The sequence below is a fragment of the Rathayibacter sp. VKM Ac-2762 genome (assembly GCF_009866585.1).
Taxonomy (GTDB): domain Bacteria; phylum Actinomycetota; class Actinomycetes; order Actinomycetales; family Microbacteriaceae; genus Rathayibacter.
Genome location: NZ_CP047419.1, coordinates 3,074,059 through 3,099,258 on the forward strand (window position 1 = coordinate 3,074,059; position 25,200 = coordinate 3,099,258).

Genomic DNA, 25,200 nt, shown 5'->3' on the forward strand with positions numbered 1-25,200 from the left:
GCTAGCCCCCGGCGGCCGTCGTCGTCAGTCGGAGGTGCGGTAGAGGCCCTGGAGCAGCCCGATGACGTCGCCCAGGAGGGGCGGCGGGTCGCTCCGGATCCACGCGGCGTGCACGGGGACCGGCGGGGCGTCGCGGACGACCCGGTAGGCGAGGCCCTGCCGTCGGTACTGGCTCACCGTCGATTCCGCGGTCACTCCGCGGGCGGAGCCGCTGCTGATCACCGTGAGCCAGTCGTCGACGTCGGTCGTCGGGACGGTGATCCGCGGCCGGTCGTGCTCGGGCCAGAGGTCGAGCCGGGTGCTCCCGGTCCGGTCGTCGAGCGCCAGCGGAGCGGTCGCCACCTGGGCGAGGGTGACAGTGCGCTTCGCGGCGAGCGGGTCGTCGACGGACAGCGCGCAGTAGCGCTTCTCGGTGCCGATCAGAGCCGACTCGACGTCCGCAGCCGGGGATCCGCGCCGGAGGATCGCCAGATCGCTGAGGCCCTCCGCGAGCCCCGCGGTGGGCGTGTTGGAGCGGATCAGCCGCAGCTCGTGCCGGGGGAGCGCGGCCGCCCAGCGGCGCTGGAACTCCTGGGTGTGCTCGCCGAGAGCCGACCAGGCGTAGCCGATCCGGATCGTGTCCGTCCCGGCCGCCGCCTCCTCGCGCAGATCGTCGACGACGGCCAGGACGCGGCGGGCGTGCCGCAGCACCCGCTCGCCCGCCGGCGCGAGCTCGACGCTGCGGGTCGTCCGGTGGAGGAGCCTTCGTCCGAGGACGGACTCGAGCGCCGCGACGTTGCGGGAGACCGCCGTCTGGGAGATGCCGAGTTCGATCCCCGCGTCGGTGAAGGTCCCGGCGTCCACGACGCCGACGAACGACCGGAGGTGGCGCAGTTCCAGATCCATGACCGCATCCTATTCATGCGGTTCCCGCATCGATCGGACCGGTTATGCATTGTGAGCCGGGGCCGGACGGCTCGCAGACTTCCGGCATGACGAAGCAGCTCCCCGGCGACGGCCGGACCGTCGGCGTCGCGACCGCCCTCGCGAGCGCCCTCTCGAATCAGCTCGGGGCGGCCTCCGGGACTCTGGCCTTCCCGGTCCTGGGATCCGTCGGAGTGGTCGCCGTCCGGCAGATCGTCGCCGCGCTGATCCTCCTCCCGGTCGTGCGGCCGCGGATCCGCGACCTGACCCGCGCGCAGTGGTGGCCCGTCCTGCTCCTCGCCGTGGTGTTCGGAGCGATGAACCTCACGCTCTACGCGGCCATCGACCGCATCGGGCTGGGGCTGGCGGTGACCCTGGAGTTCTGCGGGCCGCTGGCGGTCGCGCTCCTCGGCTCCCGGAGCAGGATCAGCGCGCTCTGCGCCCTCGTCGCCGGAGCGGGCGTCGTCGCGATCGCCGGGCCGAGGCCCTCGTCCGACCAGCTGGGGATCGCGCTCGGTCTCGCGGCCGCGTGTTGCTGGGCCGCGTACATCCTGCTCAACCGGATCATCGGACTCCGTCTGCCCGGAGCGCAGGGGACCGCCACGGCGACCGGGATCTCCGCCGCCGTCTTCCTGCCCGTCGCCGTCTGGACGCTCGTCTCGACGCGCCCCGACGCGGGCACCGTGCTCCTGGCGGTCGGCGCCGGCGTCCTGGCGACGGCCGTCCCGTTCGTGGCCGACGTGATCGCGCTCCGGAGGCTCCCGGCGAGCGTGTTCGGGACGCTCATGAGCGCCAACCCCGTCCTGGCCGCCCTCATCGGCGCGGTCGTGCTCGGGCAGGACGTCGGCGCGGCCGGATGGATCGGGATCGCCCTCATCGTCATCGCGAACGCGGCGGTCCTCCGGCGGGGGCGTCGCGCGCGGTGAGGCCCGGCGGCGGGCCGAGCGAGAGGTGATCCCGTCGAGATGCCGCCGCTGTGCGTTACCTGTTCGTTATGAAAAAGGCGCCTACACGACCAAACCAGGGACACCCTGGGAAACGGCAGGTCGCGGGAGAAAACTCTCCTCCATGAACCAGACAGCGGCACCCGTGCGCGAGCATCGAGCTCTCTACTTCCTGCTCGCAGCCCTCGCGGGCATCGTCACGGGCGGAGTCCTCCTCGCCGTCGCCGAGCTCATCGCCCTCGCGGTCGCCCGCACCGCGAGCCCCGTGCTCGCGCTCGGCGCCTTCATCGTCGACATCGTCCCGCGCCCGCTCAAGGAGTTCGCGATCGAGACGTTCGGCGAGAACGACAAGACCTTCCTGCTCGGCAGCGTGGGCGCCGCGGTCGTCGTCGCCGCCGCGATCGCCGGAGTGCTCCAGCTGGTCCGCCCGCCGCTCGGCCAGGTGCTGCTCGTGATCGCCGGCGGCCTCTCGATCGCCGCCATCGTGACCCGCACCGGAGCGTCGCCGCTCGCTGCGGTGCCCACGCTGGTCGGACTCGTCGTCGCCGTCGTCGTCATGCACCTCCTCTTCACGCGCCTGCGCGGCTGGCGTGCGGCCCGGGCCTCGGAGGCCAGGGGAACATCCTCCGAGGCCCGTCCGGGCGCTCTCGAGCGCCGCGGCTTCTTCCGCATCGCGCTGATCTCCGCCGTCGGCGCGGCCGTCGTCGGCACGGGTGCCCGCCTGGTCAACGCGGCGACCTCCTCCCTCGCCGGTGTCCGCGACGCCCTGCGCCTGCCGTCCCCGCGCAGCACCGTCTCGGTCCCCGCGGGCGCCGAGCTCGACATCGAGGGCATCACCCCGCTCTACACGCCGAACGCCGACTTCTACCGCGTCGACACCGCCCTCACCGTGCCCAACCTGGACCCGTCGGCCTGGTCGCTGAAGATCACCGGCATGGTCGACCGCGAGGTGACGCTCAACCTCCAGCAGATCTTCGACATGGGCCTCGACGAGTACGGCATCACCCTCACCTGCGTCTCGAACCAGGTCGGCGGCAACCTCGTCGGCAACGCCAAGTGGCTCGGCGTCCCCCTGCGCGACGTGCTGAAGATGGCCGGCGTGCAGAGCGGAGCCGACATGCTCCTCTCGACCAGCAGCGACGGCTACACGGCGTCCACCCCGATCACCGCGGTCACGGACGAGAACCTCGACGCGATCCTCGCCGTCGGCATGAACGGCGAGCCCCTCCCGTTCGAGCACGGCTTCCCGGTGCGGATGATCGTGCCCGGCCTCTACGGCTACGTCTCGGCCACCAAGTGGCTCACCGAGCTCAAGGTCACCACCTTCGAGGCCGACCAGGCCTACTGGACCCCGCGCGGCTACTCCGCCGAGGCCCCCATCAAGATGTCCTCGCGGATCGACACCCCGCGGATCGGCGTCCCCGTCACCTCGGGCGCTCTCAAGATCGCGGGCGTCGCCTGGGCGCAGAGCATCGGCATCGAGAAGGTCGAGGTGAGCATCGACAACGGCGACTGGCAGGAGGCGACGCTCTCGACCCCGGTCAACCTCGACACCTGGGTGCAGTGGTTCGTCGACTGGGACGCCCAGCCCGGCTCGCACTACGTCGCGGTCCGCGCGGTCGACAAGAACGGCATGGTCCAGATCGAGGACCGCGCGCCGGTCGCGCCCGACGGATCCTCCGGCTGGCAGCGCACGCTCATCAACGTCACCTGACGCCCGGCGGAGGCGCCGATCCCCGGGGGTCGGCGCCTCCGGTGCGTCCGGCGTCCGTCGCGACAACGCCCCCGCAGTGCGGACGGCCCTGACGCGACGTCGCCTTGGCGGCAGGCACCGCGGCACGTCCCGGCCCGGCGCGCAAGCCTCCGCGGCGGCGCGGCCCGCGAGGAGGCGCCGCTCTAGCCTTCGAGGATGCGCTCCCGGCTCCTCCACCTCCGCGAATCCTTCTGGTTCCTCCCGGCCCTGTTCGGCGTCCTCGCCGTCGGGCTGGCGCTGGGGCTGGTCGAGGTCGACCACCTGCTGGTCCGCGCCGGCGTCAGCGACATCCCCCTGATCGAGGACCTGTCGCCGACCGGCGGCCGGGCGATCCTCTCGGCGATCGGCGGGACGATGCTCGGCGTCGCCGCGACCTCGTTCTCGATCACGATCTCGGTGCTGGCGACCACGTCCTCCGCCTACGGGCCCCGGCTGGTCCGCAACTTCATGGCCGACCGCGGCAACCAGGTCGTCCTGGCGGTACTCACCTCCACGTTCCTCTACTCGCTGATCGTGCTGCGCGCGGTGCACACGGAGGAGGACGCGTCGCTGACGTTCGTGCCGGTGGTGGCCGTCTCGTTCTCGGTGCTGCTCGCGGTGGGCGACGTCGCGGTGCTCGTCTACTTCATCCACCACATCGCGCTGTCGGTGCAGGTGACGACGCTGCAGCAGCGGGTGCTCGGCGAGCTCGTCGACGTCATCGAGCGGCTGCACCCGGAGGACGGGGAGGAGCCGACGAATGCGGAGGAGGCCCTGCCGCCGGCGGGGCGCGAGCCGGTCGTGCTGCGGGCGGTGCGCGGCGGCTACGTCGAGCAGCTCGAGATCGAGCGGCTGGTCGCCCTGGCCCGCCGCGGCGACGCGCGGCTCCGGGTGCTCGCGCTGCCCGGCGACCACGTCCTCGTCGGAGACCCGGTGCTCGAGGTCCTGGAGGGGTCCGTCGCCCAGGAGGAGGCGGTCGCCGCGGTCGTCGTCGCCGACGCGCGCACCCCGCACCAGGACCTCCGCTACGCCGTCCAGCAGGTGGTCGAGATCGGAGTCCGCGGGCTCGCGACCGGCACGAACGACCCGTACACCGCGGTCGGCGCCGTCGAGGCCCTGACGAGCGCGCTCGTCGACCTCTGCGGCCGTCCGGAGGCGCGCGGCCGCTACGCCGACGCCGACGGAGTCGTCCGCCTGGTCGTCCCGTGGCCCCGAGCGGGCGAGCTGCTGGCCGACGTGTTCCTCGCCCTGCGCTCGTACGCGATGGAGCAGCCGCTCGTCGTCCGCGCCGGCGTGCGCCTCGCCGAGCGGCTCGCGGTCGTCGCCCGCGGCGGGACCCGCGTCGAGCTGCACCGCCAGGTCCAGGCGTTCGCCGCCGCGCACGCCGCCGCCGACGGCGACGCCCTCGAGGCGCCGGCCCTGCACGCGTCGCTCGCCGCGCTCGAGGCGCGCCTCGCGGCCTGACGCCCGGCCTGCCCAATGCTCCGGAAAGCCGCCCCGCCCGTGGAGTGCTCGAATCGATTCGAGTAGGCTCGGCGCATGACAGAGAACACCACTGAGCTGCGCGTGGGGGTCGTCGGCCTCGGCTTCGCCGGCACCACCCACCTCGACGCCTTCCAGTCCCTGCCCGGCGCCCGCGTCGTCGCGCTCGCCGGCCAGGAGGAGGCGCGCCTGCACGAACTCGGCGCGACCCGCGGCGTCCCCGACCTCTACGCCGACTGGGAGGACCTCGTCGCTCGCGACGACCTCGACGTCGTCTCCATCGGAGTCCCGAACCACCTGCACCACCCGATCGCCGTGGCCGCGCTCGCGAGCGGCAAGCACGTCTTCTGCGAGAAGCCGCTCGCCACCACCGCCGAGCTGGCGGCCGAGATGGTCGAGGCCGCCCGCACGAACGACCGCGTGCTCGAGATCGCCTACAACCACCGCCGCCGCGCCGACGTCGCCTTCCTCCGCGACTACCTCGACGACGCACCGCTCGGCGACGTCTACCACGCCCGCGCGAGCTGGCAGCGGCGCACCGGCATCCCCGGCATCGGCTCCTGGTTCACCAGCAAGGAGCTCGCCGGCGGCGGCCCGCTGATCGACCTCGGCTCCCACGTGCTCGACATCGCGCTGCACCTGCTCGACGAGCCGCGCGTGACCAGCGTCTCGGCGGTCGCGTACGGCGAGATCGGCCGCTCCGGCCGCGGAGGGCGCCCGCACGGCGTCGCCGCCACCGGCACGCACGCGTTCGAGGTGGAGGACTTCTCGAGCGCCCTGCTGCGCCTCGACAACGGCCGTTCGCTCCAGCTCGACGCCTCCTGGGCCAGCTACTCGAAGGTCGACGAGGACATCGAGGTCGAGCTGCTCGGCTCGGCCGGGGGCGCGCGCCTCCACATCGCCGACTACGCCACGGAGGGGACTCTGACGCTCTACTCCGAGGTCGCCGGAGCGCCGACCGTCTCGCGCCCCGACGTGGAGGTCCCTGCCGGGCACCACCGCTCGGTCATCGCCGAGTTCCTGGACGCGATCGCCTCGGGAGCCGACGCGCCCGCGGGCGGACCCCGCTACTCCGGCCACTACGGCGAGTACGCGCTGCATCGCAGCCGGGTGGTCGACGCGATCTACCGCTCCGCCGCCGAGAAGCAGGAGGTGGCGGTCGCATGAGCGCCCCGATCGAGGTCCTCGTCTGGAACGAGTTCCGCCACGAGACCCGCGGCGACGAGACCGTGCTGCGCCACTACCCGGACGGCATCCACCGCGTCATCGCGGACGGACTCGCGGAGTCGTTCGGCGACGCCGTCTCGGTGCGCACCGCGACGCTCCCCGAGCCCGAGCACGGGCTCACCGAGGAGGCGCTCGCGACGACGGACGTGCTCCTGTGGTGGGGGCACATCGCGCACGAGGAGGTGTCGGACGAGGTCGTCCAGCGGGTTCAGCGGCACGTGCAGGAGGGGATGGGGATCCTGGTCCTGCACTCGGGCCACTACTCGTCGATCTTCAAGGCGCTCATGGGCACGACCTGCTCGCTGAAGTGGCGCAACGACCGCGACCGCGAGCTGGTCTGGACGATCGCGCCCACGCATCCCATCGCCGAGGGCGTGCCCAGCCCGCTGATCATCCCCGAGCAGGAGATGTACGGCGAGTACTTCGACATCCCGGTGCCGGAGGAGACGGTGTTCCTGTCGACGTTCACCGGCGGCGAGGTGTTCCGCTCCGGCGTGACCTACACCCGCGGTCTCGGGAAGGTCTTCTACTTCTCGCCCGGCGACCAGGACTACCCCGTCTACCACCACCCGGACATCCGGCGCGTGCTGGCGAACGCCGTCCGCTGGGCCCGCCCGACCCGCCCGCGCACGCCCCTCACGGCCGACCACCACCCCCGGGGCTGGTTCGAGTCCTGACGCGGTCCCCTCCCTCTCCGCGGGATGCCGCTCCGGTACGCGACACGCCGTGCCGGGCGTACCGACGTGGCGTCCCGCGGGGAGGTACTGGGGGGATGCAGCAGGCGGAGGGGCGCGAGCCGGACGAGGTGCGCCGGTACGGGGAGGCGCCGGAGCAGATCGCCGACGTCTTCCGCGGGGCGCCCGGCGAGGCGCGCCGGCCGGTCGTGCTCGTCCACGGCGGGTTCTGGCGGGCGCGGTGGGACCGGCGGCACGCCCGGCCGCTCGCGGCGGCGCTGGCCGACCGCGGGCACGACGTGCTCCTGCCCGAGTACCGGCGCACGGGCGACACGGGAGGCGGCTGGCCGGGCACCGGCGACGACGTCCTGGCCGTGCTCGCGGCGCTCCCGGCACTGCTGCCCGGCGCCGGACCGGTCGCCCTCGTCGGCCACTCCGCCGGCGGCCACCTCGCCGTCTGGTCGCAGGCCGCGCGCTCGTCGCCGCTCGTCGCGGCCGTGGTGGCGCTGGCGGGCGTGCTCGACCTGGCCGCCGCCTCCGCCGACCGCCTCAGCGACGACGCCGTGGGGGAGCTCCTCGGCGGCGACCTCGCGCTGCTCCCGGGCGCCGACCCCGCGCAGCTGCCCGCGCCGCCGCAGCCGACCACGCTGATCCACGGCGTACTCGACGAGGACGTCCCTGTCGCCTACAGCCGCCGATACGCCGACCGGCACCCCGCCGTGCAGCTGCACGAGCTCGCCGACGCCGACCACATGGCGCTCGTCGATCCGACGACGGCAGCCTTCGCGATCCTCCTCGCCGCGCTCGGCTGACGCGCGCCGGGAGCGGGACTGCGACGCTCCGCCCGCCGAGGCGCGACGGGAACAGGCCCCCTACAGGACCGGCGGGTACAGGAAGAGCGGGACCTGCGCGGTGGGGAAGGTGCGGGTGACGTAGCTGTGCTTGCCGCCGTAGTTGTACTCCTCGAGGAGCACGGTGCCGTCGTCGTTGACCTTCTGCACGTAGGAGACGTGGTTGTAGGTCCACCACGCGACGCAGCCGACGATCGGGACGCTGCTGGTCGCCCAGCCCTTCGCGGCCCAGTTGTCCGGCCACTCGTAGGCGCTGCCGCCGAGCGGGGTGATGTTGCCCCACGTGTACTTCCACGGCGCGGAGGTGCGGCCGGCGTCGCGGTTGAGGCGCCAGGCCACGAAGTCGACGCACTCGCGGTAGTAGTAGCCGAGGGGCGAGAGTCCGCCGCCGTCGTCGTCGATGGTCTCGTAGGGCCACGGGTAGTCGTCGCCGACCGCGCGGGTCTGCACGGTCGAGAACTCTCCGCCGTTCGATCCGGAGAGCACGGCCGCCTGGCGGCTGGCCTCGTCGAGCTGCGCCTGGGTCGGTGCGGCGAAGGCGTCGCGGACGGCGGTCTGGCCGGCGGCGTCGGAGGAGACGGTGAGGTTCTGGAGGCCGACCCGGTTCGCGGCGGCGCGGCCGGTCGCGGTGGCGGAGGAGCTGCGGGCGCCGTACGCGGGGATCGCGGCCGTGGCGAAGAGGCCGCCGACCACCGAGAAGGTGCCGAACGCCAGGGCGCGGCGGCTGAGGCCGCGGGCCCTGGCGGGTTCGGCGACGCGAGGAGCGACGGGGCGGGAGGCGGACGCGCGGCGCGGAGAGGCCGGGATCGACCGGGAGGCGGGGGAGGCGACGGCGGGGATCTCGACCGACACGGTCGGAGCGGTCGCCACGGCCGATGCGGCGTCGACGGTGGTGTCCACGGAGTCGCCAGCGCCTGCGGAAGCGGCGGAGTCGTCCGATCCGCTGCTCTCGACCGCACCACCGGCGGTCGCCGCGCCCGTCTCCGTCTCGGCCCGGGCCGCACGGCGCTCGGCCTCGCGGGCCTCGCGCCGGGTCAGGGGTGCAGTGGTCGGGGTGCCGGCACTCTCCTCAGGGGTGGGAATGCCTGGCTTCGACACGCGTGCGTTCTCCTCGGATGACGGTGGTGACGGGGGGTCGGGGGCCGGTGGGGATCCGGCGACGAGCCACTCTAGCCCGAGGCCCGCGCATAACGGAACGATCACGACGGATCCGGCACGGATGCTCCGACCGCTCGCGCCCGCGCGGTGCCAGGATGGGGCGCAACCGGGAAGGAGCTCCTCATGACCGCACCCACCCCCACCGGGCCCGTCCTCGTCGGCATCGTCGACGGCCAGCGACCCGAGGTCCTGCGCACCGCCGCCCGCGTCGCCGCCGACGCCGGAGCCGCCCTGCTGCTCGTGTCGGTCTCGGCCGATCCGTACCTCGTCGGCGAGTACGTCGATCCGATGACCGGCGGCATCCCGCTCGGCTTCGTCGGCGCCGCGGCCGACCGCGGCGAGGGCCCGTCCCTCCCGCCCGGGCTCCGCGAGACGGTCGAGCACGAGCTGGACGGCAGCACCGTGCAGTGGTCGCTGCGCGCGGCGCGGGGCGAGCCCGCCCTGGCGCTCGCCGAGGTCGCCGAGGAGGTCGACGCGCGGATGATCGTGGTCGGCACCCGCGACGCGGGCGTGCTCGCGAGCATCGCCGAGTTCCTCAGCGGGAGCGTCGCCGCCCACCTCGCGCACCGCCAGCACCGCCCCGTGCTCGTCGTCCCGCGCGCCGACCGCGACCCGTCGCGCCCGGCGCCCTGGGACCTCGCGGAGTGACGCGACCCCTCCACCTGCGCCCCTCCGCGATCCTCCTCGTCGCGGCGGGCGGTGCCGTCGGCACGGCGATTCGCGCCGCGATCGGCGCCGCACTGCCCCCGTTGGGCGTCGTGCCGGTCGCGACGCTCGCCGTGAACCTGCCGGGCGCGTTCCTCCTGGGCCTCCTGCTCGAGGCGCTGGCACGGCGCGGGCCGGACGAGGGCGGGCGCCGCACCCTGCGCCTCCTGCTCGGCACCGGCGTGCTGGGCGGATTCACGACCTACAGCACCTTCTCGCTCGACACGGTCGCGCTGCTCGAGGGCGGCCACGTCGTGGAGTACCTGCTCTACACCGGCGGCACGCTGGTGCTGGGCGTGCTCGCCGCGGCGCTGGGCATCGCGGTCGCGGGGCGGCGGAGGGCGGCGGCGTGACGCCCGGCCTGCTGCTCGCGGTCGCTCTCGCGGGCGGAGTCGGAGCGGCCGCACGGCTCGTCGTCGACGGGGTCGCGCGGTCGCTCGTGCCGGCGCGCTGGCCGGTCGGCACCGCGCTGATCAACGTCAGCGGGTCGCTGCTGCTCGGAGTCGTCACCGGGCTCGTGCTGGCCGGCGTCCTCGACCCGGTGTGGCGGGCCGTGCTCGGGACGGGCGTGCTCGGCGGCTTCACCACGTTCAGCACGGCGAGCGTCGAGACCGCGCGGCTCTTGCTCGACCGGCGCTGGGCGGCCGGCCTGGGGTACGGCGTCGGCACGGCGGCGCTCGCCGTCGCGGCGGCCGCCGCGGGCCTCGCGCTGACGGGCGTCCGGCTGTCCTGAGCGGCGCGGTGGGCACTCCGACGCGGCGCGGTGGGCGAACCGGAGCGGCGTGCGGCTCTGCTCCTCACCGCCCTTCCCGGAGCCCACCCCACGCCCCTCCGCGCCCGCCTCATCGACCCCGCCCCGTCACTCCTGATCCCCCCGCTCACGGGGCAGGCGCCCGCCGCCGCCCGCGAGCCGACGCGGATCCTCGCGCGGTGACCCCCGGTCGAGGGACGCCTCGACCTCCGGAGCATGGGTGAAGATGGGCGGATGACATCCGTGGGGGGCGTTCCGGAGCTCAGGCTGGCCGTCGTCGACGACCAGCCCCTCTACCGGCACATGCTGTCCTCGCTGCTGCGCGCGGTGCCGGGCGTGCGGAGCGTCATGGAGGCCGGATCCGCCACGGAGGCGCGGTCGGTGCTGCGGCCCGCGGAGCTCGACGTGGCGATCCTCGACATCGAGCTCGGCGACGGGGACGGCATCGAGCTCGGGCGCCGGCTGCGGTCCACCGCGCCCGGGCTGGGCATCGTCCTGCTCTCGGCCGTCGACGCGATGCACCGCTTCCTCCGCCTCGACCGCGCCGAGGCCCGCGGCTGGAGCTACCTCTCGAAGACCTCCTCCCTCTCCGCCCCCGCCCTGCTCGCCTCCGTCCGCGCGACGGCGGACGGCCGCACCGTGCTCGATCCGGCGCTGGTCGCCGCCCGCGCCGCCCGCCGAGACTCCCCGGTCGCCGCGCTGAGCCCGCGCCAGTACGAGGTGCTCTCGGGCCTCGCATCGGGGCTGACCAACGCCGCGATCGGCGAGCGCCTCGGCATCGCGGTCCGCTCGGTCGACAACCACGTCAACGCCGTCTACGCGTCCCTCGGCGTCCGCTCGGACGGCGAGCGCAACCCGCGGGTCGACGCGACGCTCCTCTTCCTCGAGCACACCGGATGAGCGCCGGCCCGCGCGACGCGCGCGAGGACAACCGCATCGTCCTCGGAGCGATGGCCCTCCTGGGCGGCGTCCTCTCGCTGCTGGCCGCGCTCCAGGCCGTCTTCGCGCTCGGGATGCTGTCGCGGACGCTGCGGGGGGTCGATCCGGGGCCGCTGCTCGACGTGACGACGCGCGTCCTGGTCAACGTGTCGACGATCGGGCTCGCGATCGCCCTGGTCGCGGTGCTGCGTCCCGAGCGCGCGACCGGCGGCGCCCGCGTGGCCCGGACGGCGGTCATCGCCGTGGGGATGGGCCTGGTCCGCTGCTGCCTCCAGGTGCTGACCGGCGTCTACCCGCTCTCGGCCCTCCCCGCTCTCGCGGTCGAGCTGGTCGTCGGATCCACGGTGATCGCGCTGATCACGGCCTACGGCTACCTGCTCGTGCGCGCGGCGCGGCGGGTGCGCGAGAAGGAGCGGGAGCACGCCCGCGCCTCCGTGCAGGCGCTCGAGGCGGTGCAGGCCCTGCAGCGGGAGGAGCTGCGGGTGCGGCGCGACGTCGCGCAGAGCCTGCACGGCGGCCTCCAGAACGGACTCGTGGTGCTGACCGCCGAGCTGCACGCGGTCGCGAGCACATCCGACGAGGCGGCCTCGGAGCGGCTGCTCGCCATCGCCGCCCGGCTCGACCGGCTCCGCGAGGACGAGGTGCGCGCGGTCGGCCACGCCCTCTACCCGGTCGAGATCGACCACGGCCTGGTCCCCGCCGTCCGCGACCTCGTCGCGCGCCTCCCTCCCGAGATCGCCGTCGACCTCGACCTCGGCCGCATCCCGGCGCTCGCCGCCGAGGGTGCCGAGCCGCCGCTCGACCAGCGGATGCTCCTGGTCCGGTTCCTGGAGGAGGCGGTCACCAACGCGCTGAAGCACGGCGGCGCCTCCTCGCTGCGGGTGCGCGGCGACGAGGAGGCGGGCGTCGTGGTGCTCACCCTCGACGACGACGGCCGCGGACTCGTCGAGGGGTCGACGCGCTCGGGCCTGGCGCGGCTGGAGCGGCAGCTCGCGGTCTACGGGGGCTCGTTGGAGCTCTCGGACTCGCCCGTGCTGGCGGGGGCGCGGGTGAGGGCGCGGCTCCCGCTGTCCGACGCGGACGGCGGCGGGGCGGAGTAACGGGACGGGCGCTCCCGCCGTCCCTCGCGTCGAGCACAGGGCGGTCCGAGGGACGGATTCACGCCGGACAGCGAGCCGTCTCCTCGTGCGCGCCCCTCACGCCGGGTAGACCAGCAGGTGCTCCGGAGCGACGGTGAAGCCTGCCTCGCGGCCGGGCGCGAGGTCGAGGCGCGCCGCGTCGGCCGCCGGGACGTCGGCGGTCAGGAGCGCGCTGCGCACCCGCACCGCGTCTCCCCGCTGCTCCACATCGGTGATCACGGCGCGGAGGCCTCCCTCTCCGACGGAGACGGCGGAGGGACGGACCGCGGCGAGCACCGCGGCACCGACCGCGACCGGCTCGGCCGCGACTCCGGACAGCTCGTGCCCGTCGGCGGTGCGCAGACCCGTCGCGGTGCGGACGCCCTCGAGCAGCTCGAGCCCGGCGAGCTCGGCGGTGAATGCGGTGCGCGGGCGCGTGAGGACGCGGGCGGTCGGCCCCTCCTCGACCACCCGGCCGCCGTGCAGCACCAGAACCCGGTCGGCGAGGGTCCAGGCGTCGAGCACGTCGTGGGTGACCACGATCGCCGAGCGGTCGGCGAGCGCCTCGCGGAGCATCCGGCGGAGGAGCGGGGCGGTCCGGGCGTCGACCGCGGCCAGCGGCTCGTCGAGCAGCAGGAGGCGCGGGTCGGTCGCGAGGGCCCGGGCGAGGGCGACCCGCTGAGCCTGGCCGCCGGAGAGGCTCCCCGGGCGCCGGTCGGCCAGGTCGGCCACGCCCGCGGCGGCCAGCTCGCGTTCCGCCCGCTTGCGGGACCGCGCCCGTCCGGCGCCGGCGCTGCGCGGACCGAACGCCGCGTTCTCGCGCACGCTGAGGTGCGGGAACAGCAGCGGGTCCTGCGCCAGCAGGGCGACGGGGCGGCGGTGCGGAGGAGTCCACCGGCGGTCGTCGAAGAGCAGGTCGCCGCCGACGGTCGCCCGCCCGGAGTCGGCGCGGACGAGGCCGGCGATCAGCTCGAGCACGGTCGACTTGCCCGCGCCGTTGGGCCCGAGCAGCGCGATCGTCTCGCCCTCGGCCACGTCGATCCGCACGTCGATCCCGCGCGCCGCGAGCCGCGCCTCCAGCAGCAGGCTCATCGCGGCACCCCTCGGGCGGAGCGGCCGTGCGCGAGACCGATCACGAGCACCGCGACCACCACGAGCACCAGCGCGAGGGCGACCGCCGCGTCCGGATCGCTCTCGCGCTGCAGGTAGATCTCGAGCGGGAGGGTGCGCGTCGTGCCCTCGAGGCTGCCGGCGAAGGTCAGCGTCGCCCCGAACTCGCCGAGCGCCCGCGCGAACGAGAGGATCGCGCCCGAGGCGAGGCCCGGCAGGATCAGCGGCAGCGTGATCCGCCGGAGCACCGTCCCGGGCGAGGCACCGAGCGTCGCGGCGACCGACTCGTACCGCGCGCCGGCGCTGCGCAGCGCGCCCTCGAGCGTCAGCACCAGGAACGGCAGGGCCACGAAGGTCTGCGCGATCACGACGGCGGTGGTCGAGAACGCGATGCGGACGCCGAGGGCCTCCAGCGCGCCGCCGAGCAGGCCCATCCGCCCGAAGGTGAAGAGCAGCGCCAGCCCGCCGACCACCGGCGGGAGCACCAGCGGCAGCAGCACCAGCGAGCGGAGCAGGCGCTGGCCGGGGAAGGCCGTGCGGGCGAGCACGAGGGCCATCGGGGTGCCGAGCAGCAGGCACAGCAGAGTCGCGACGGCGGAGGTGCGCAGGCTCAGCAGGAGCGCGGCGACGGAGGAGTCGGAGGTGATCAGCGGCAGGAACTGCGGCCAGTCGACGCGGGCGAGGATCGCGGCGAGCGGGAGCAGCACCAGCAGGGCGCCGAGCGCGGCGACGGCCACGACCCAGCGCGGCAGGCCGGACCCGGTGCGCATCAGCCGCGGGCGAGCGGCGTCTCGACGATGACCGTGGTCGCCTTGACCACCGCCACCGCGGGAGATCCGGGCTCGAGCCCGAGCTCGCGGACCGCCTCGCTGCTCATCAGCGAGACCACGCGGTGCGGACCGCACTGCAGCTCGACCTGCGCCATCACGGTGTCCATCACGATGCCGGTGACGATCCCGACGAAGCGGTTGCGCGCCGAGCGCGCGACCGGGGACGGATCCTCCGGCAGCACGGCGTTCGCGCGGGCGAGCCGGGCGACCTCGAGGCCGTCGACGACGCGTCTCCCGGACGCGTCCTTCGCGCTCTCGAGCGTCCCGTTCTCGATCCAGCGCCGCAGCGTGTCGTCGCTCACGCCGAGCGCGGCGGCGGCGTCCCTGATCCGTATCTGCGGCATGGAGTCGATCCTACGTCCGCGGCTGAGCCTGTGCCGTGTCCCTCTCCTCTCCACGAGGCGCCGCCGCGGTGCGCCTCCTCCGGCGCGCCGCGTACCCGCACGGCATCTCGCGGAGAGGGAGGAGAGGAACGCGGAGGGACGGACGCTGGGGATCCCGGGCCGCGCGCGCAACCCCCTGGAGGACCGGTGGGAGCACGACGCACGCTGAAGGGACGACGACACAGGAGGCGGCATGCGCGCGATGGTCTACCGGGGGCCCTACAAGGTCCGCGTGGAGGAGAAGGACCGGCCGAGGATCGAGCACCCGAACGACGCGATCGTCCGGGTGACGATGGCGGCGATCTGCGGATCCGATCTGCACCTCTACCACGGGCTGCTCCCGGACACCCGGATCGGCCACACCTTCGGCCACGAGTTCATCGGCGTGGTCGACGAGGTCGGCTCGTCGGTGCAGAACCTCAGCGTCGGCGACACGGTGATGGTCCCCTTCACCATCTACTGCGGCTCCTGCTGGTTCTGCTCCCGCGGCCTCTACTCCAACTGCCACAACGTGAATCCGAACGCCACCGCGATCGGCGGCATCTACGGCTACTCGCACTCGGCGGGCGGCTACGACGGCGGGCAGGCGGAGTACGTGCGCGTCCCGTTCGCCGACGTGGGCCCGACGAGGATCCCCGAGTGGCTGCCGCACGAGGACGCCCTGATGCTCACCGACGCCTTCTCGACCGGCTACTTCGGCGCGCAGCTCGGCGACATCGTCGAGGGCGACACGGTCGTGGTGCTCGGAGCCGGACCGGTCGGCCTGGCCGCCGCGCGGTCCGCCTGGCTGATGGGCGCCGGCCGCGTCATCGTCGTCGACCAGATCGACTACCGCCTCGCCAAGGCCCGCGAGTTCGCCTTCGCGGAGACCATCGACTACACCGAGGAGGACGACCTCGTCGTCACCCTCAAGAAGACCACCGGCGGGCTCGGCGCCGACGTCGTGATCGACGCGGTCGGGGCGGAGGCCGACGGGAACCTCCTCCAGCACGTCACCGGCGCCAAGCTCAAGCTGCAGGGCGGCTCGCCGATCGCGCTCAACTGGGCGATCGACGGCGTCCGCAAGGGCGGGACCGTCTCGGTGATGGGCGCCTACGGTCCGCTCGCGAGCGCCGTCAAGTTCGGCGACGCCGTCAACAAGGGCCTCACCCTGCGGATGAACCAGGCCCCCGTCACCCGGCAGTGGCCGCGCCTGTTCGAGCACATCCGGGCCGGGCACATCACGCCCAGCGACCTGATCACGCACCGCATCCCGCTCGAGCACATCGCCGAGGGGTACCACCTGTTCTCGTCCAAGCTCGACGGCTGCATCAAGACCGTCGTCGTCCCGTAGGAGGATCCCGTGCCGTACACCGCCGACCGCCCCGTCCGCGTGCCGACCGCCGAGGAGCTGCGCGCCCGCATCCCGGGCTGGGGCGCCGACCTCGATCCCGCCGACCGGCCCGCCTTCCCCCGCGAGCGCAGCGACCTCGTGTCGGGCGCGCACTGGGAGCGCCCGGAGAGGATGCGGACGCACGGCCGTCGCGAGAAGAGCATCGAGCACCTCGAGCTGCCCGCCGTCTTCGGCACGGCGCAGCCCCTCCACGGCCTCTCGGGCGCGATCCGCCGCTACGCCTACGACCGGTTCAGCGAGGGGCGCCACGCGCACTGGCTGCTGCTCGTGCTGGGCGACCGGGTGGAGTCGACCGGGGCGCACCTCCGCTCGCTGCTCACGACACGGCCGGACGATCCGATCACCGAGACCGGTGTGCTGGCCGAGGCGCACGCGCACCCGATCGCCTCGCGCCGCGGCCGGACCGACGTGCGCCACCAGATCCTCGACCCACTGCTCGTCGGCGGTCCCTGGGTCCTCGCCGCCCTCGGCGCCGTGGCCGTCGCCCGCCGCCTCCTGCGCTGACGCCCGTTCCCCTCTCGCGAGAGGCCGCTCCGGTACGCCGCCGTCGGCGTGTCGCGGACCGGAGCCGCGTCCCGCGGAGGAGGACGGGGGTCAGCGGCTGCGGGGCGCGGCGCCCGCGGTCGGCGCGGTGCGGGTGTCGACGCTCGCCGTGAGTGCCGCGGAGTAGCCGGACGCCGGGCTGCCGGACATCGTCGCGAGCTGCAGGGCTCCGCCGTCGTCGCCGAAGACGGAGTCGGTGTCCAGGCCGACCCGGGCGAGGTTCGCGGCCGAGCCCGCATACGACTCGAGGGCGTAGACCGCGGTGCACGCCTCCTCCTGCAGGGCGACCTGCGAGGTCGCGATCGCGTTCGACGCGTCGGTGATCGAGTCCACTCCCGGGTACACCTCGAAGTGGATGTGCGGCCAGCGGCCGGAGTAGCAGGCCGGGACGATCGAGGCGAAGGAGACGACGCCCGACGCGTCGGCGACCTGCACGCCGCGGAGGTACGTCTCGTCCTCGACGCCGCTGGAGTACATCGAGTAGTCCCCGTTCGCGTCGCAGTGCCAGACGTACACGGCGGCTCCGGCGAACGGCACGCCCCCGCTCGCCGCGTCGAGGATCGTCAGAGTGAGCGCCAGGGGGACCCCGTCGGCCGTCGCGCCGCCGCCGATGCTGGTGCGCAGGTCGCTGCGGACGATCCCGGAGCGCTCGAGGACGTCGACCCCGTTCGAGCCGTCGCCCGGGTAGGGGCCGGCCGTCTCGTCGGGGATCTCGCCGGCGACCGCGGTGCCGGCCCCGGCCGTGGCGGTCGCGGTGGGAGTCGCGGTGGCGGTCGCGGCGGCGGAGGAGGCGGATCCCGATCCTCCGGTGGCGCATGCTGCGAGCCCGAGGGTCGCCGCCCCCGCGCCGACCAGCGTCAGCACGCCGCGCCGCGAGAAGAGGGTCCCCACGTCGAACGGGAGGCCCTGGTCGACCACCTCCTCCTCGGGGCGGTCGAGCCGGCGGCCCTCGTAGGCCGGTCCGTCGGGCGTGCTGCGGGGCTCCGGGATGCGGGTCATGGTCGTGCTCCTCGTCGATCGTGGTGTCCGTCGCGGGCAACCCTGGCGGCCGGGGCTCTGCGCCTCCGATGACCGTCCTACGACCCTCCTATGACCGACCTGCCGACCGCCCTGCAGGCCTCCTCCGACGCCGCGACGCCTCTCACGGCGCTCCGAACCCGGCCGCCGCGAGCGCCGCGCGTCCGGCGTCGGAGGCGACGTACGCGACGAAGGCCGCCGCCGTGGCCGGGTCGCCCGCTCCGGTCAGCGCCGCGATCGGGTACGTGTTCACCGCCTCCGAGGCCTCGGCGAAGGGGATGCCGGTGACCGAGCCCGCGGCCCCGCGGACGTCGGTCGCGTAGACGAGCCCGGCGTCCGCTTCGCCCGAGGACACCTTGCCGAGCACGTCGGTGACCGACGACTCCTCGCTCACGGGGGAGATGTCGACCCCGGCGGCCTGCTCGACCGCGACGGCCGCTGCTCCGCACGGCACCTGCGGCGCGCAGACGACGGTGGCGGTCCCGGGCCGGGCGAGGTCGGCGAGCGAGGCGACCTGCGCCGGGTTGCCGGGAGGCACGGCGATCTCGAGCGTGTTCGTGGCGATGTCGACCGGGTTCCCGTCGACGAGCCCGGCCTCGGCGACGGTGGACATGGTGCGCTCATCGGCGGAGGCGAAGACGTCGGCCGGGGCGCCGTTGACGATCTGCGTCGCAAGATCGGAGGAGCCGGCGAAGGAGAGCTCGACCTCGGCTCCGGGCTCGGCGGCCTCGAACCCCGTGACGAGCTCGGTGAACGCGCCCTTCAGCGAGGCGGCGGCGAAGACCGTGATGGAGCCGCCGGCCGAGGACGTCGCGCCGCCGGTGGCCGCATCGCCGGCGGGGGTCGACGGAGCGGAGCAGCCCGCGAGCAGGAGGAGCGCGGCAGCGGCCGGGACGAGGGGGAGCAGGCGACGACGCACGGGGACCTCCGGATCAGGAGTCCGCAGATGCGGCGGACAGCTGATCCTAAGACCTCAGGTGCGGAGCCGAGCTGGGAGGAGGGCCTCACGTGCGGCGGAGAGACGATCCGAGGATCGGACCGGCCGGGCGACGCGCCTGCGCGAGGACCGACGGGCCGCGCGACGCACAGCGGCGGGCGGACCGCAGCCCTCCGGCTCCGGCCCGCCCGCCGCTCGTCGCGGCCGCCTCGACGGCGGTCCTCCGCTCAGCCCTGCGGCGGCGAGTAGAACTGGAGGTCGTTGCCCTCCGAGTCCTTGAAGGGGAGGATGCGGCCCCACTCGTGGTCGCTGATCTCACCCTCGATCGACGCGCCCCGCGCCGTGAGGCGCTCCAGCTCGTCCTCGATCGAGCCCTCGGGCTGGAACGAGATGACCGCCCCGCCCTGCTCCGCGACCGTGGCCGACTCGCGGGCGTTCAGGCCGATCATCAGCCCGCCGGCGTCCAGCTCCGACCAGTCGTCCGAGGTGTCCTTGACCTCGAGGCCGAGCGTGTCGCGGTAGAACGCGACCGCCCGCTCCATGTCCGTGACGGGGACCCAGACCGTTGCGACTCCTGATGCCATGTCGTGCTCCTTCGCTCGATGATGCCGTTCCTCCGACGCTAGGTCGGGGACGCCCGGAGCGGGGGCCCTTGCGCCGACGCGCGGAGGCTGCTCTCGCGCGGGCGCCTCTCCGCCGAGACACCGCCCCTCGCCGGCGTCTCGGCGCGCAGCGGGACGTCTCCGCCCGGCCTCCTCGCGAACGCTCCCCGCCTCAGCGCTCGGCGACGAAGCGGTGCACCACCGCGAGGTCCTCGTCGCCGAGGCCGGCGTCGACCAGGTCGCGGAACACGGTTCGGAGCGTGCCGAGCAGCGGAGCGGAGGTGCCCGTCGCCTCCGCCTCGTCGGCCGCGGCCCGCAGGTCCTTGTCCATGAAGGAGGCGACGCCGGTCGGCGTGTAGTCGCGGGCGACCAGGGCGGCGCGCTTGGTCTCGAGCACGCGGCTGCCCGCGTAGCCGCCCTCCAGCAGGGCGAGCAGCGTGTCGAGGTCGAGGCCGGAGCGCTCGGCGATGACGGCGGCCTCCGCGATCGCGGTCATGGTCGCGGCGACGACGAGCTGGTTGCAGGCCTTCGCCACCTCGCCGGCACCGAGCGGCCCGAGGCGGACGGCGGTCCCGCAGGCGGACAGCACGGGCAGCACCCGGGCGACGTCCTCCTCCGCCCCGCCGACCATGATCGAGAGGGTCCCCGCCTCGGCGCCCTCGGTGCCGCCGCTGACGGGGGCGTCGACGAGGCGGAGCCGCGGGTGGCGCCCCGCCAGCTCGCGCAGGCCGGAGGCGGACACGCTGGAGCAGACGACGAGCACGAGGTCCGACCCCGCGGCGAGCACTCCCTCTTCTCCCTCGAGCACCTCCTCGAGCTGCGGCAGGTCCGGCACCATCACGATCAGCACGTCCGAGGCGGCGGCGAGCGAGCGGGCGGAGTCGTGCCACTGCGCCTCGGGGACGGCGCGGCGGGCGCGGTCGGCGGACGCGGGGCGCGCCGTGATCCCGAGCGGGACGCCGGCGGCGACGAGGCGCCGGGCCATCGGGGCGCCCATGCTCCCGAGCCCGATGAAGCCGGTGCGCACGGGCGGGAGGGCGGCGGTCGTGGTGTCCGGCATGCGCCCAGCATATCGAACAGGGTTCACAGGAGTGAAGTAGGGTGGGCGCGGGCCGATCCGGGGGAGAGCCTCCCGCCCCGTCCCGCGAAGGGACACCTGTGACCGATCGCCTCCGCGTCGTCATCGCCTCGCCGCTCAGCCCCGAGCTGATCGCCCGCATCGTCGAGCTCGAGCCGCGCCTCGACGTCATCGCCGACCAGAGCCTCCTCCCTCCGATGCGCCACCCCGGCGACCACGGCGGAGACCCCTCCTTCCGGCGCACCCCGGAGCAGCAGCGCGCCTTCGACGAGCTCGTCGACTCCGCCGACGTGCTCTACGGCGTGCCGGACGAGACCCCCGCCGCCCTCGCGCGCACGGCGGCCGCGAATCCGCGCCTCCGCTGGGTGCAGACGATGCCCGCCGGCGGAGGCGCGCAGGTGCGGGCCGCGGGGCTCGACGACGCGCAGCTCGAGCGCATCGCGTTCTCCACCTCGGCGGGAGTCCATTCCGAGCCGCTCGCCGAGTTCGGGGTCTTCGGACTCCTGGCCGGCGCCAAGTCCCTCCCGCGCCTCCAGTCCCTCCAGCGCGAGCGCGTCTGGGGCGGCCGGTGGACGATGGGGCTGATCTCGGAGCAGACGGTCCTGATCGTGGGGCTCGGCACGATCGGGCGCGCGACGGCCCGCAAGCTCCAGCAGCTCGGCGCCCGCGTGATCGGCACGAGCCGCCACGAGACCGAGGTGGAGCACGTCGACGAGATCGTCGCCCCCGACGCGATCGCGGAGGTGGCGGGCCGGATCGACGGGGTCGTCGTCACGCTCCCCGGCACCGCCGCCACCGAGAAGCTGGTCGGCTCAGAGTTCTTCGCCGCACTGCGCCCCGGCGCCTCGTTCGTCAGCGTCGGCCGAGGGACGGTCGTCGACGAGGAGGCGCTGCTCGCCGCCCTCGACGACGGCCGCGTCGGCTTCGCCGCGCTCGACGTGGTGGCGGAGGAGCCGCTCGAGCAGAGCAGCCCGCTCTGGAGCCACCCGAGCGTCCTGATCAGCCCCCACACCGCGGCGCTGAACGTCGCGGAGGACCGCCTGATCGCCGAGCTCTTCGCGCGCAACGCCACCCGCTTCCTCGACGGGGAGCCCCTGATCAACCGAGTCGATACGGTGGAGTTCTACTGATCCCGCCCCCGGAAGAGGACGCCATGGCCCGCCCCGATGCGCCCCCGACGACGGTCGACTCCGACAGGGGCTCGGGCGCCCCGGCCGTGTCGCGCGCCATGCGGATCCTCGACCTCCTCGCCGACGCGGGCGGCCCGCGCACGCTGACGGACATCGCCCGCGAGCTCGGGATCGCCAAGTCGTCGACCTCGAACCTCTGCGCCGCGCTCGAGGAGGGCCGGCTGATCCGCCGTGTCGGCTCCGGCTTCCTCCTCGGCCGGCGCACCGTCGAGCTCGGCAGCCACTACCTCGCCGGCTTCGACCCGGTGCGCGAGTTCTACCGGCTCTGCGAGGAGTCGCCGGTGCTCTCGCGTCAGCTGGTGCAGATCGCGCTGCTCGACGGCACGCGGGTCCTCTACCTGGCGGTGCACGAGGGGCGGGAGCGGTTCGCGCTCTCCGCGAGCGTCGGCGACCGGTACCCCGCCTCCGCCACGGCCGTCGGAACGGCGCTCCTGGCCGAGCTCGACGACAGCGAGATCGCCGAGCGCTTCGCCGACGACCGCGACATCGTCGTCTTCACCGACCGGTCCACGTCCTCGACCCGCGAGCTGCTCCGCAAGGTCGCCGCGGCGCGCGTGCGCGGCTACGCGATCGACGACGGCGAGCTGCACCCCAGCGTCCTGGGCGTCGCCGTCGCGGTCCCGGCCGCCACCCGCTCCGATCTCTCGGTCGCGGTCGGCGTCTCACTGGTCCGGCCGGTCGGCGACGATCAGGAGGAGGTCGTCGCGGCCCTCCGCGAGGCCGCCGCGGCGCTCGGCCGCCCGCCCCTCGTCGCCGGAGCACCCGCCTGACGCCTCGCCGTCCATTCTGTTGAATGCCGTTCACTGGGCTGTTACGCTCGGCCCATCCCGCCTCTACGGGCCGGAGTGAGCGAGGCACCGTGGCGACCAGCAGCACCAGCACGACCGGCGTCGAGCCGAGGGGCGTCCGCTGATGCGCCTCGCGCGGATCCGGGCCGAGGACGGACCGGCTGTCGTCCTCCAGGTCGCGGGGGAGTGGCGCGAGATCGAGGACGCCTTCGCCGCGGAGCCGGTCGAAACGGGCCGCCGCTGGCCCGTCGAGGGCGCGCAGCTGCTGGCCCCGGTGGAGCCCCGCGTCATCCTCGGCATGGCGCACAACGGCTCCGCGGCCGACCGGCTGCTGCCGCCGCAGGCCTTCCACAAGACCGCGCACACGCTGGCCGGGCCCGGCGATCCGATCGTCCTCGACGAGGGCATCGGCCCGGTGGTCGTCGAGGGCGAGCTCGCCCTGGTCATCGGCCGCACCGCGCGGCACCTCACGCCCGAGGACGCGCTCGCGCACGTGCTCGGAGCGACGGTCGCGAACGACGTCACCGCTCCCGGGATGATCGCCGCCGACGGCCTCTTCCTCCAGGGCAAGAACGGCGACGGCTGGACGCCGCTCGGACCGTGGATCGAGACCGGAGTCGACGTCGACGCGGTCGGCATCACGGTGAGCGTCGACGGGGAGGTGCGGGCCGTCTCCTCGACCGACCGCCTCGGCTGGCGCGCCGCCGAGATCCTGGTGCACCTCACCTCCCACCTCACGCTCCACCCGGGTGACGTCGTCCTCACCGGCTCGCCCGGCACGGCCGTCGAGGTCGGGCCCGGCCAGGAGGTCCTGATCGCCCTCGACGGGATCGGCGCGCTCGCGAGCCGCACCGTCGCGGGCCCTCCGCGCGCGGCGCCTCCGCAGCCCTGACACCCGCTCCGACCCTCTGGAGGAACTGTGCTCTTCGACCTGACCGACCGCGTGGCGCTCGTCACCGGATCCAGCCGCGGCATCGGCCGCGCCGTCGCCACCGGCCTCGCCGAGGCGGGCGCCACCGTCGTCCTGAACGGCCTCGACCCCGAGCGCCTCGAGGCCGCCCGCGCCGAGCTCGCGGAGCGGTTCCCCGGCACGGACGACCGCCCGCGGATCCACGCCCGCGCCTTCGACGTCACCGACGACGCGGCCGCCGAGGCGGGCGTCGCCTGGATCGAGGAGGCGGTGGGTCCGTTGCGCATCCTGGTCAACAACGCCGGCGTCCAGCACCGCGTGCCCCTGCTCGAGCTCGAGGTCGCCGACTGGGAGCGGGTGCTGCGCACGAACCTCACCAGCGCCTTCGTGGTCGGCCGGGCGGCGGCGAAGCGGATGATCCCGCGCGGCGCCGGGAAGATCGTCAACGTCGCCTCGGTGCAGGCCGATCTCGCGCGGCCGACGATCGCGCCCTACACCGCCTCGAAGGGCGGGATCCGCAACCTCACCCGCGCGATGACGGCGGAGTGGGCGCAGCACGGCATCCAGGTCAACGCGATCGCTCCGGGGTACATCCACACCGAGATGACGCAGGGCCTCGTCGACGACGAGGCGTTCAACGCCTGGATCCTCGGCCGCACGCCCGCCGCGCGCTGGGGCCGCGTCGAGGACCTGATCGGCCCCGCCGTCTGGCTCGCCTCCGACGGCTCGGACTACGTCAACGGGCAGGTCGTCTTCATCGACGGCGGCATGACCGTCGTCGTCTGAGCCACCCCTCGACCCACCGAACGGAACCCGCATGACCGCGCTCGTCCCCGCCTCCACCACCCGCGTCGTCGTCCACGCCGCCGGCGACCTCCGCGTCGAGGAGGCGCCGCTCGCGCCGCGCGGCCCCGGCGAGTCCCTCGTCGCCGTGGCGTACGGCGGGATCTGCGGCTCCGATCTGCACTACTGGACGCACGGCGCCGCGGGCGAGTCGATCCTCCGCGAGCCGCTGACGCTCGGCCACGAGGTGGTCGGCACGGTCGTCGAGGCAGCGGCGGACGGCTCCGGACCCCCTGTCGGCGCGGCCGTCGCCGTGCACCCCGCGACCGCTCGCGGCGAGTGGCCCGACGGGCGCCCCAACCTCGCGACCGAGGGCACCTACCTGGGCAGCGCCGCGCGGATGCCCCATACCCAGGGCGCGTTCGCCCGCCACGCGGTGCTGCCGGCGCGCATGCTCCGCGAGCTGCCCGCCGGTCTCGGGCTCCGGGAGGCGGCGCTCGCGGAGCCGGCGAGCGTCGCCTGGCACGCGGTGTCGCGCGCGGGTGAAGTGTCGGGACGGCGCGCGCTGGTGATCGGCAGCGGCCCGATCGGAGCGCTGATCGTCGCCGTGCTGAAGCGGGCGGGGGCGGCGGACATCGTCGCCGTCGACCTGGCCGAGGAGCCCCTCGCGATCGCCCGGGCGGTCGGCGCGACCCGGACGATCCGCGCGACCGACGCCGACGCGATCGCCGAGGTCGCGGCCGACGTCGTCTTCGAGTCCTCGGGCAGCCCGCGCGGCCTCGCCTCGGCCGTCCGGGGCGCCGCCCGCGGCGGCACCGTCGTGATGGTGGGACTCCTCCCCTCGGGCGAGCAGCCGGCCCTGATCTCGCTCGCGATCACCCGGGAGCTGCGCCTGATCGGCTCCTTCCGCTTCGTCGACGAGATCGACGAGGTGCTGGCGGCGCTCGCCGACGGGAGCCTCGCCGTGGCGCCGGTGGTCACGCAGGTGGTGCCGCTGGAGCGCGCGCTCGAGGCCTTCGAGCTCGCCCGCGACGCCTCGCGCTCGAGCAAGGTGCTGCTCGACTTCACCCCGTGACGGGCGCTCGAGGCGCCTCCGGAGGGTCGGGATCGCCCGAGCGTTCGGGGTTCCCTCGGACGGCGGTGCCGCCGGAG

At 74.6% G+C, this 25,200-nt stretch carries 27 protein-coding genes; 18 read left to right on the forward strand and 9 right to left on the reverse strand.

The features are described from left to right. Positions 1–24 precede the first annotated feature (24 nt). Positions 25–885, reverse strand: coding sequence for a LysR family transcriptional regulator (locus tag GTU71_RS14430; protein ID WP_159940721.1), 861 nt, complete (start codon positions 883–885; stop codon positions 25–27). A gap of 86 nt (positions 886–971) precedes the next feature. Between GTU71_RS14430 and GTU71_RS14435 the strand changes: the two genes are divergently transcribed. From GTU71_RS14435 to GTU71_RS14460, 6 genes are all read left to right on the forward strand, one after another. Next, on the forward strand, positions 972–1,829 hold the full coding sequence (locus tag GTU71_RS14435) for an EamA family transporter (RefSeq protein ID WP_159940723.1): 858 nt from the start codon (positions 972–974) through the stop codon (positions 1,827–1,829). Between the two features lie 142 nt (positions 1,830–1,971). After that, positions 1,972–3,561 (forward strand): molybdopterin-dependent oxidoreductase, encoded by a 1,590-nt coding sequence (locus GTU71_RS14440; RefSeq protein ID WP_104226578.1) that lies wholly within the window; start codon positions 1,972–1,974, stop codon positions 3,559–3,561. 195 nt (positions 3,562–3,756) lie between these two features. Continuing rightward, complete coding sequence (locus GTU71_RS14445; RefSeq protein WP_159940725.1) at positions 3,757–5,043, forward strand: DUF2254 domain-containing protein; 1,287 nt, start codon at positions 3,757–3,759, stop codon at positions 5,041–5,043. Between the two features lie 75 nt (positions 5,044–5,118). Continuing rightward, on the forward strand, positions 5,119–6,228 hold the full coding sequence (locus tag GTU71_RS14450) for a Gfo/Idh/MocA family oxidoreductase (RefSeq protein ID WP_159940727.1): 1,110 nt from the start codon (positions 5,119–5,121) through the stop codon (positions 6,226–6,228). Next, positions 6,225–6,965, forward strand: a complete 741-nt coding sequence (locus tag GTU71_RS14455; RefSeq protein ID WP_208543595.1) for a ThuA domain-containing protein — start codon at positions 6,225–6,227, stop codon at positions 6,963–6,965. Before GTU71_RS14450 ends, GTU71_RS14455 begins: the two co-directional genes overlap by 4 nt. Positions 6,966–7,060: 95 nt before the next feature. After that, positions 7,061–7,774, forward strand: a complete 714-nt coding sequence (locus GTU71_RS14460) for an alpha/beta hydrolase (protein WP_159940729.1) — start codon at positions 7,061–7,063, stop codon at positions 7,772–7,774. Between the two features lie 60 nt (positions 7,775–7,834). Here GTU71_RS14460 and GTU71_RS14465 read toward each other — a convergent pair whose 3' ends face one another. Then, complete coding sequence (locus GTU71_RS14465; protein ID WP_159940731.1) at positions 7,835–8,911, reverse strand: CHAP domain-containing protein; 1,077 nt, start codon at positions 8,909–8,911, stop codon at positions 7,835–7,837. 183 nt (positions 8,912–9,094) lie between these two features. Here GTU71_RS14465 and GTU71_RS16325 point away from each other — a divergent pair, with 183 nt between their 5' ends. The 5 genes from GTU71_RS16325 (at position 9,095) to GTU71_RS14485 (ending at position 12,466) form a co-directional block, all read left to right on the forward strand. After that, entirely contained in the window at positions 9,095–9,619 is a 525-nt protein-coding gene (locus tag GTU71_RS16325; protein WP_104239244.1) for a universal stress protein, read from the forward strand. Beyond that, positions 9,616–10,029: a CrcB family protein gene (locus GTU71_RS16330; RefSeq protein WP_104288951.1), complete on the forward strand. Its 414-nt coding sequence runs from the start codon at positions 9,616–9,618 to the stop codon at positions 10,027–10,029. The genes GTU71_RS16325 and GTU71_RS16330 overlap by 4 nt, the downstream gene beginning before the upstream one ends. Further along, on the forward strand, positions 10,026–10,409 hold the full coding sequence (locus GTU71_RS14475) for a CrcB family protein (protein WP_104226584.1): 384 nt from the start codon (positions 10,026–10,028) through the stop codon (positions 10,407–10,409). Before GTU71_RS16330 ends, GTU71_RS14475 begins: the two co-directional genes overlap by 4 nt. Before the next feature lie 252 nt (positions 10,410–10,661). Beyond that, a complete protein-coding gene (locus GTU71_RS14480) occupies positions 10,662–11,327 on the forward strand; it encodes a response regulator transcription factor (RefSeq protein WP_159940733.1) in 666 nt (221 codons plus the stop codon). Then, a complete protein-coding gene (locus tag GTU71_RS14485) occupies positions 11,324–12,466 on the forward strand; it encodes an ATP-binding protein (RefSeq protein ID WP_159940735.1) in 1,143 nt (380 codons plus the stop codon). Before GTU71_RS14480 ends, GTU71_RS14485 begins: the two co-directional genes overlap by 4 nt. 96 nt (positions 12,467–12,562) lie before the next feature. Here GTU71_RS14485 and GTU71_RS14490 read toward each other — a convergent pair whose 3' ends face one another. The 3 genes from GTU71_RS14490 to GTU71_RS14500 are packed head-to-tail and all read right to left on the reverse strand — an operon-like array spanning position 12,563 to position 14,768. Next, on the reverse strand, positions 12,563–13,576 hold the full coding sequence (locus GTU71_RS14490) for an ABC transporter ATP-binding protein (RefSeq protein ID WP_159940737.1): 1,014 nt from the start codon (positions 13,574–13,576) through the stop codon (positions 12,563–12,565). Continuing rightward, a complete protein-coding gene (locus GTU71_RS14495; protein WP_104222446.1) occupies positions 13,573–14,364 on the reverse strand; it encodes an ABC transporter permease in 792 nt (263 codons plus the stop codon). Before GTU71_RS14495 ends, GTU71_RS14490 begins: the two co-directional genes overlap by 4 nt. Further along, a complete protein-coding gene (locus tag GTU71_RS14500; RefSeq protein WP_104222447.1) occupies positions 14,364–14,768 on the reverse strand; it encodes a TOBE domain-containing protein in 405 nt (134 codons plus the stop codon). Before GTU71_RS14500 ends, GTU71_RS14495 begins: the two co-directional genes overlap by 1 nt. Before the next feature lie 232 nt (positions 14,769–15,000). Between GTU71_RS14500 and GTU71_RS14505 the strand changes: the two genes are divergently transcribed. Together GTU71_RS14505 and GTU71_RS14510 are read left to right on the forward strand one after the other, a co-directional pair. Then, positions 15,001–16,140, forward strand: a complete 1,140-nt coding sequence (locus GTU71_RS14505; RefSeq protein WP_104353464.1) for a zinc-dependent alcohol dehydrogenase — start codon at positions 15,001–15,003, stop codon at positions 16,138–16,140. A gap of 9 nt (positions 16,141–16,149) precedes the next feature. Beyond that, positions 16,150–16,704: a hypothetical protein gene (locus GTU71_RS14510; protein WP_104233517.1), complete on the forward strand. Its 555-nt coding sequence runs from the start codon at positions 16,150–16,152 to the stop codon at positions 16,702–16,704. A gap of 90 nt (positions 16,705–16,794) precedes the next feature. Here the strand turns inward: GTU71_RS14510 and GTU71_RS14515 are convergent, their stop codons facing one another. From GTU71_RS14515 to GTU71_RS14530, 4 genes are all read right to left on the reverse strand, one after another. After that, a complete protein-coding gene (locus tag GTU71_RS14515; RefSeq protein WP_159940739.1) occupies positions 16,795–17,742 on the reverse strand; it encodes an intradiol ring-cleavage dioxygenase in 948 nt (315 codons plus the stop codon). Positions 17,743–17,884: 142 nt separating this feature from the next. After that, on the reverse strand, positions 17,885–18,679 hold the full coding sequence (gene modA / locus GTU71_RS14520) for a molybdate ABC transporter substrate-binding protein (protein WP_159940741.1): 795 nt from the start codon (positions 18,677–18,679) through the stop codon (positions 17,885–17,887). A gap of 245 nt (positions 18,680–18,924) precedes the next feature. Further along, a complete protein-coding gene (locus GTU71_RS14525; protein ID WP_104233520.1) occupies positions 18,925–19,281 on the reverse strand; it encodes a VOC family protein in 357 nt (118 codons plus the stop codon). A 190-nt stretch (positions 19,282–19,471) separates the two neighbouring features. Beyond that, complete coding sequence (locus GTU71_RS14530) at positions 19,472–20,359, reverse strand: NAD(P)-dependent oxidoreductase (protein WP_159940743.1); 888 nt, start codon at positions 20,357–20,359, stop codon at positions 19,472–19,474. Positions 20,360–20,457: 98 nt separating this feature from the next. Here GTU71_RS14530 and GTU71_RS14535 point away from each other — a divergent pair, with 98 nt between their 5' ends. The 5 genes from GTU71_RS14535 to GTU71_RS14555 all read left to right on the forward strand — a co-directional run bounded on the left by GTU71_RS14535 (position 20,458) and on the right by GTU71_RS14555 (position 25,123). Beyond that, entirely contained in the window at positions 20,458–21,507 is a 1,050-nt protein-coding gene (locus GTU71_RS14535; RefSeq protein ID WP_244230572.1) for a D-2-hydroxyacid dehydrogenase, read from the forward strand. A 23-nt stretch (positions 21,508–21,530) separates the two neighbouring features. Continuing rightward, positions 21,531–22,337, forward strand: coding sequence for an IclR family transcriptional regulator (locus GTU71_RS14540; RefSeq protein WP_104233523.1), 807 nt, complete (start codon positions 21,531–21,533; stop codon positions 22,335–22,337). 142 nt (positions 22,338–22,479) lie between these two features. Then, positions 22,480–23,247, forward strand: a complete 768-nt coding sequence (locus GTU71_RS14545) for a fumarylacetoacetate hydrolase family protein (RefSeq protein ID WP_104296006.1) — start codon at positions 22,480–22,482, stop codon at positions 23,245–23,247. Between the two features lie 27 nt (positions 23,248–23,274). Further along, complete coding sequence (locus GTU71_RS14550) at positions 23,275–24,051, forward strand: SDR family oxidoreductase (protein WP_159940747.1); 777 nt, start codon at positions 23,275–23,277, stop codon at positions 24,049–24,051. A 31-nt stretch (positions 24,052–24,082) separates the two neighbouring features. Then, entirely contained in the window at positions 24,083–25,123 is a 1,041-nt protein-coding gene (locus tag GTU71_RS14555; RefSeq protein WP_159940749.1) for an L-idonate 5-dehydrogenase, read from the forward strand. Positions 25,124–25,200 lie beyond the last annotated feature (77 nt).

Coding starts and splice junctions, on each gene's coding strand:
- GTU71_RS14430 (WP_159940721.1), bottom strand. CDS start 885: ATGGATCTGGAACTGCGCCACCTCCGGTCGTTCGTCGGCGTCGTGGAC.
- GTU71_RS14435 (WP_159940723.1), top strand. CDS start 972: ATGACGAAGCAGCTCCCCGGCGACGGCCGGACCGTCGGCGTCGCGACC.
- GTU71_RS14440 (WP_104226578.1), top strand. CDS start 1,972: ATGAACCAGACAGCGGCACCCGTGCGCGAGCATCGAGCTCTCTACTTC.
- GTU71_RS14445 (WP_159940725.1), top strand. CDS start 3,757: ATGCGCTCCCGGCTCCTCCACCTCCGCGAATCCTTCTGGTTCCTCCCG.
- GTU71_RS14450 (WP_159940727.1), top strand. CDS start 5,119: ATGACAGAGAACACCACTGAGCTGCGCGTGGGGGTCGTCGGCCTCGGC.
- GTU71_RS14455 (WP_208543595.1), top strand. CDS start 6,225: ATGAGCGCCCCGATCGAGGTCCTCGTCTGGAACGAGTTCCGCCACGAG.
- GTU71_RS14460 (WP_159940729.1), top strand. CDS start 7,061: ATGCAGCAGGCGGAGGGGCGCGAGCCGGACGAGGTGCGCCGGTACGGG.
- GTU71_RS16325 (WP_104239244.1), top strand. CDS start 9,095: ATGACCGCACCCACCCCCACCGGGCCCGTCCTCGTCGGCATCGTCGAC.
- GTU71_RS14480 (WP_159940733.1), top strand. CDS start 10,662: ATGACATCCGTGGGGGGCGTTCCGGAGCTCAGGCTGGCCGTCGTCGAC.
- GTU71_RS14485 (WP_159940735.1), top strand. CDS start 11,324: ATGAGCGCCGGCCCGCGCGACGCGCGCGAGGACAACCGCATCGTCCTC.
- GTU71_RS14490 (WP_159940737.1), bottom strand. CDS start 13,576: ATGAGCCTGCTGCTGGAGGCGCGGCTCGCGGCGCGCGGGATCGACGTG.
- GTU71_RS14495 (WP_104222446.1), bottom strand. CDS start 14,364: ATGCGCACCGGGTCCGGCCTGCCGCGCTGGGTCGTGGCCGTCGCCGCG.
- GTU71_RS14500 (WP_104222447.1), bottom strand. CDS start 14,768: ATGCCGCAGATACGGATCAGGGACGCCGCCGCCGCGCTCGGCGTGAGC.
- GTU71_RS14505 (WP_104353464.1), top strand. CDS start 15,001: ATGCGCGCGATGGTCTACCGGGGGCCCTACAAGGTCCGCGTGGAGGAG.
- GTU71_RS14515 (WP_159940739.1), bottom strand. CDS start 17,742: ATGACCCGCATCCCGGAGCCCCGCAGCACGCCCGACGGACCGGCCTAC.
- GTU71_RS14525 (WP_104233520.1), bottom strand. CDS start 19,281: ATGGCATCAGGAGTCGCAACGGTCTGGGTCCCCGTCACGGACATGGAG.
- GTU71_RS14530 (WP_159940743.1), bottom strand. CDS start 20,359: ATGCCGGACACCACGACCGCCGCCCTCCCGCCCGTGCGCACCGGCTTC.
- GTU71_RS14540 (WP_104233523.1), top strand. CDS start 21,531: ATGGCCCGCCCCGATGCGCCCCCGACGACGGTCGACTCCGACAGGGGC.
- GTU71_RS14545 (WP_104296006.1), top strand. CDS start 22,480: ATGCGCCTCGCGCGGATCCGGGCCGAGGACGGACCGGCTGTCGTCCTC.
- GTU71_RS14555 (WP_159940749.1), top strand. CDS start 24,083: ATGACCGCGCTCGTCCCCGCCTCCACCACCCGCGTCGTCGTCCACGCC.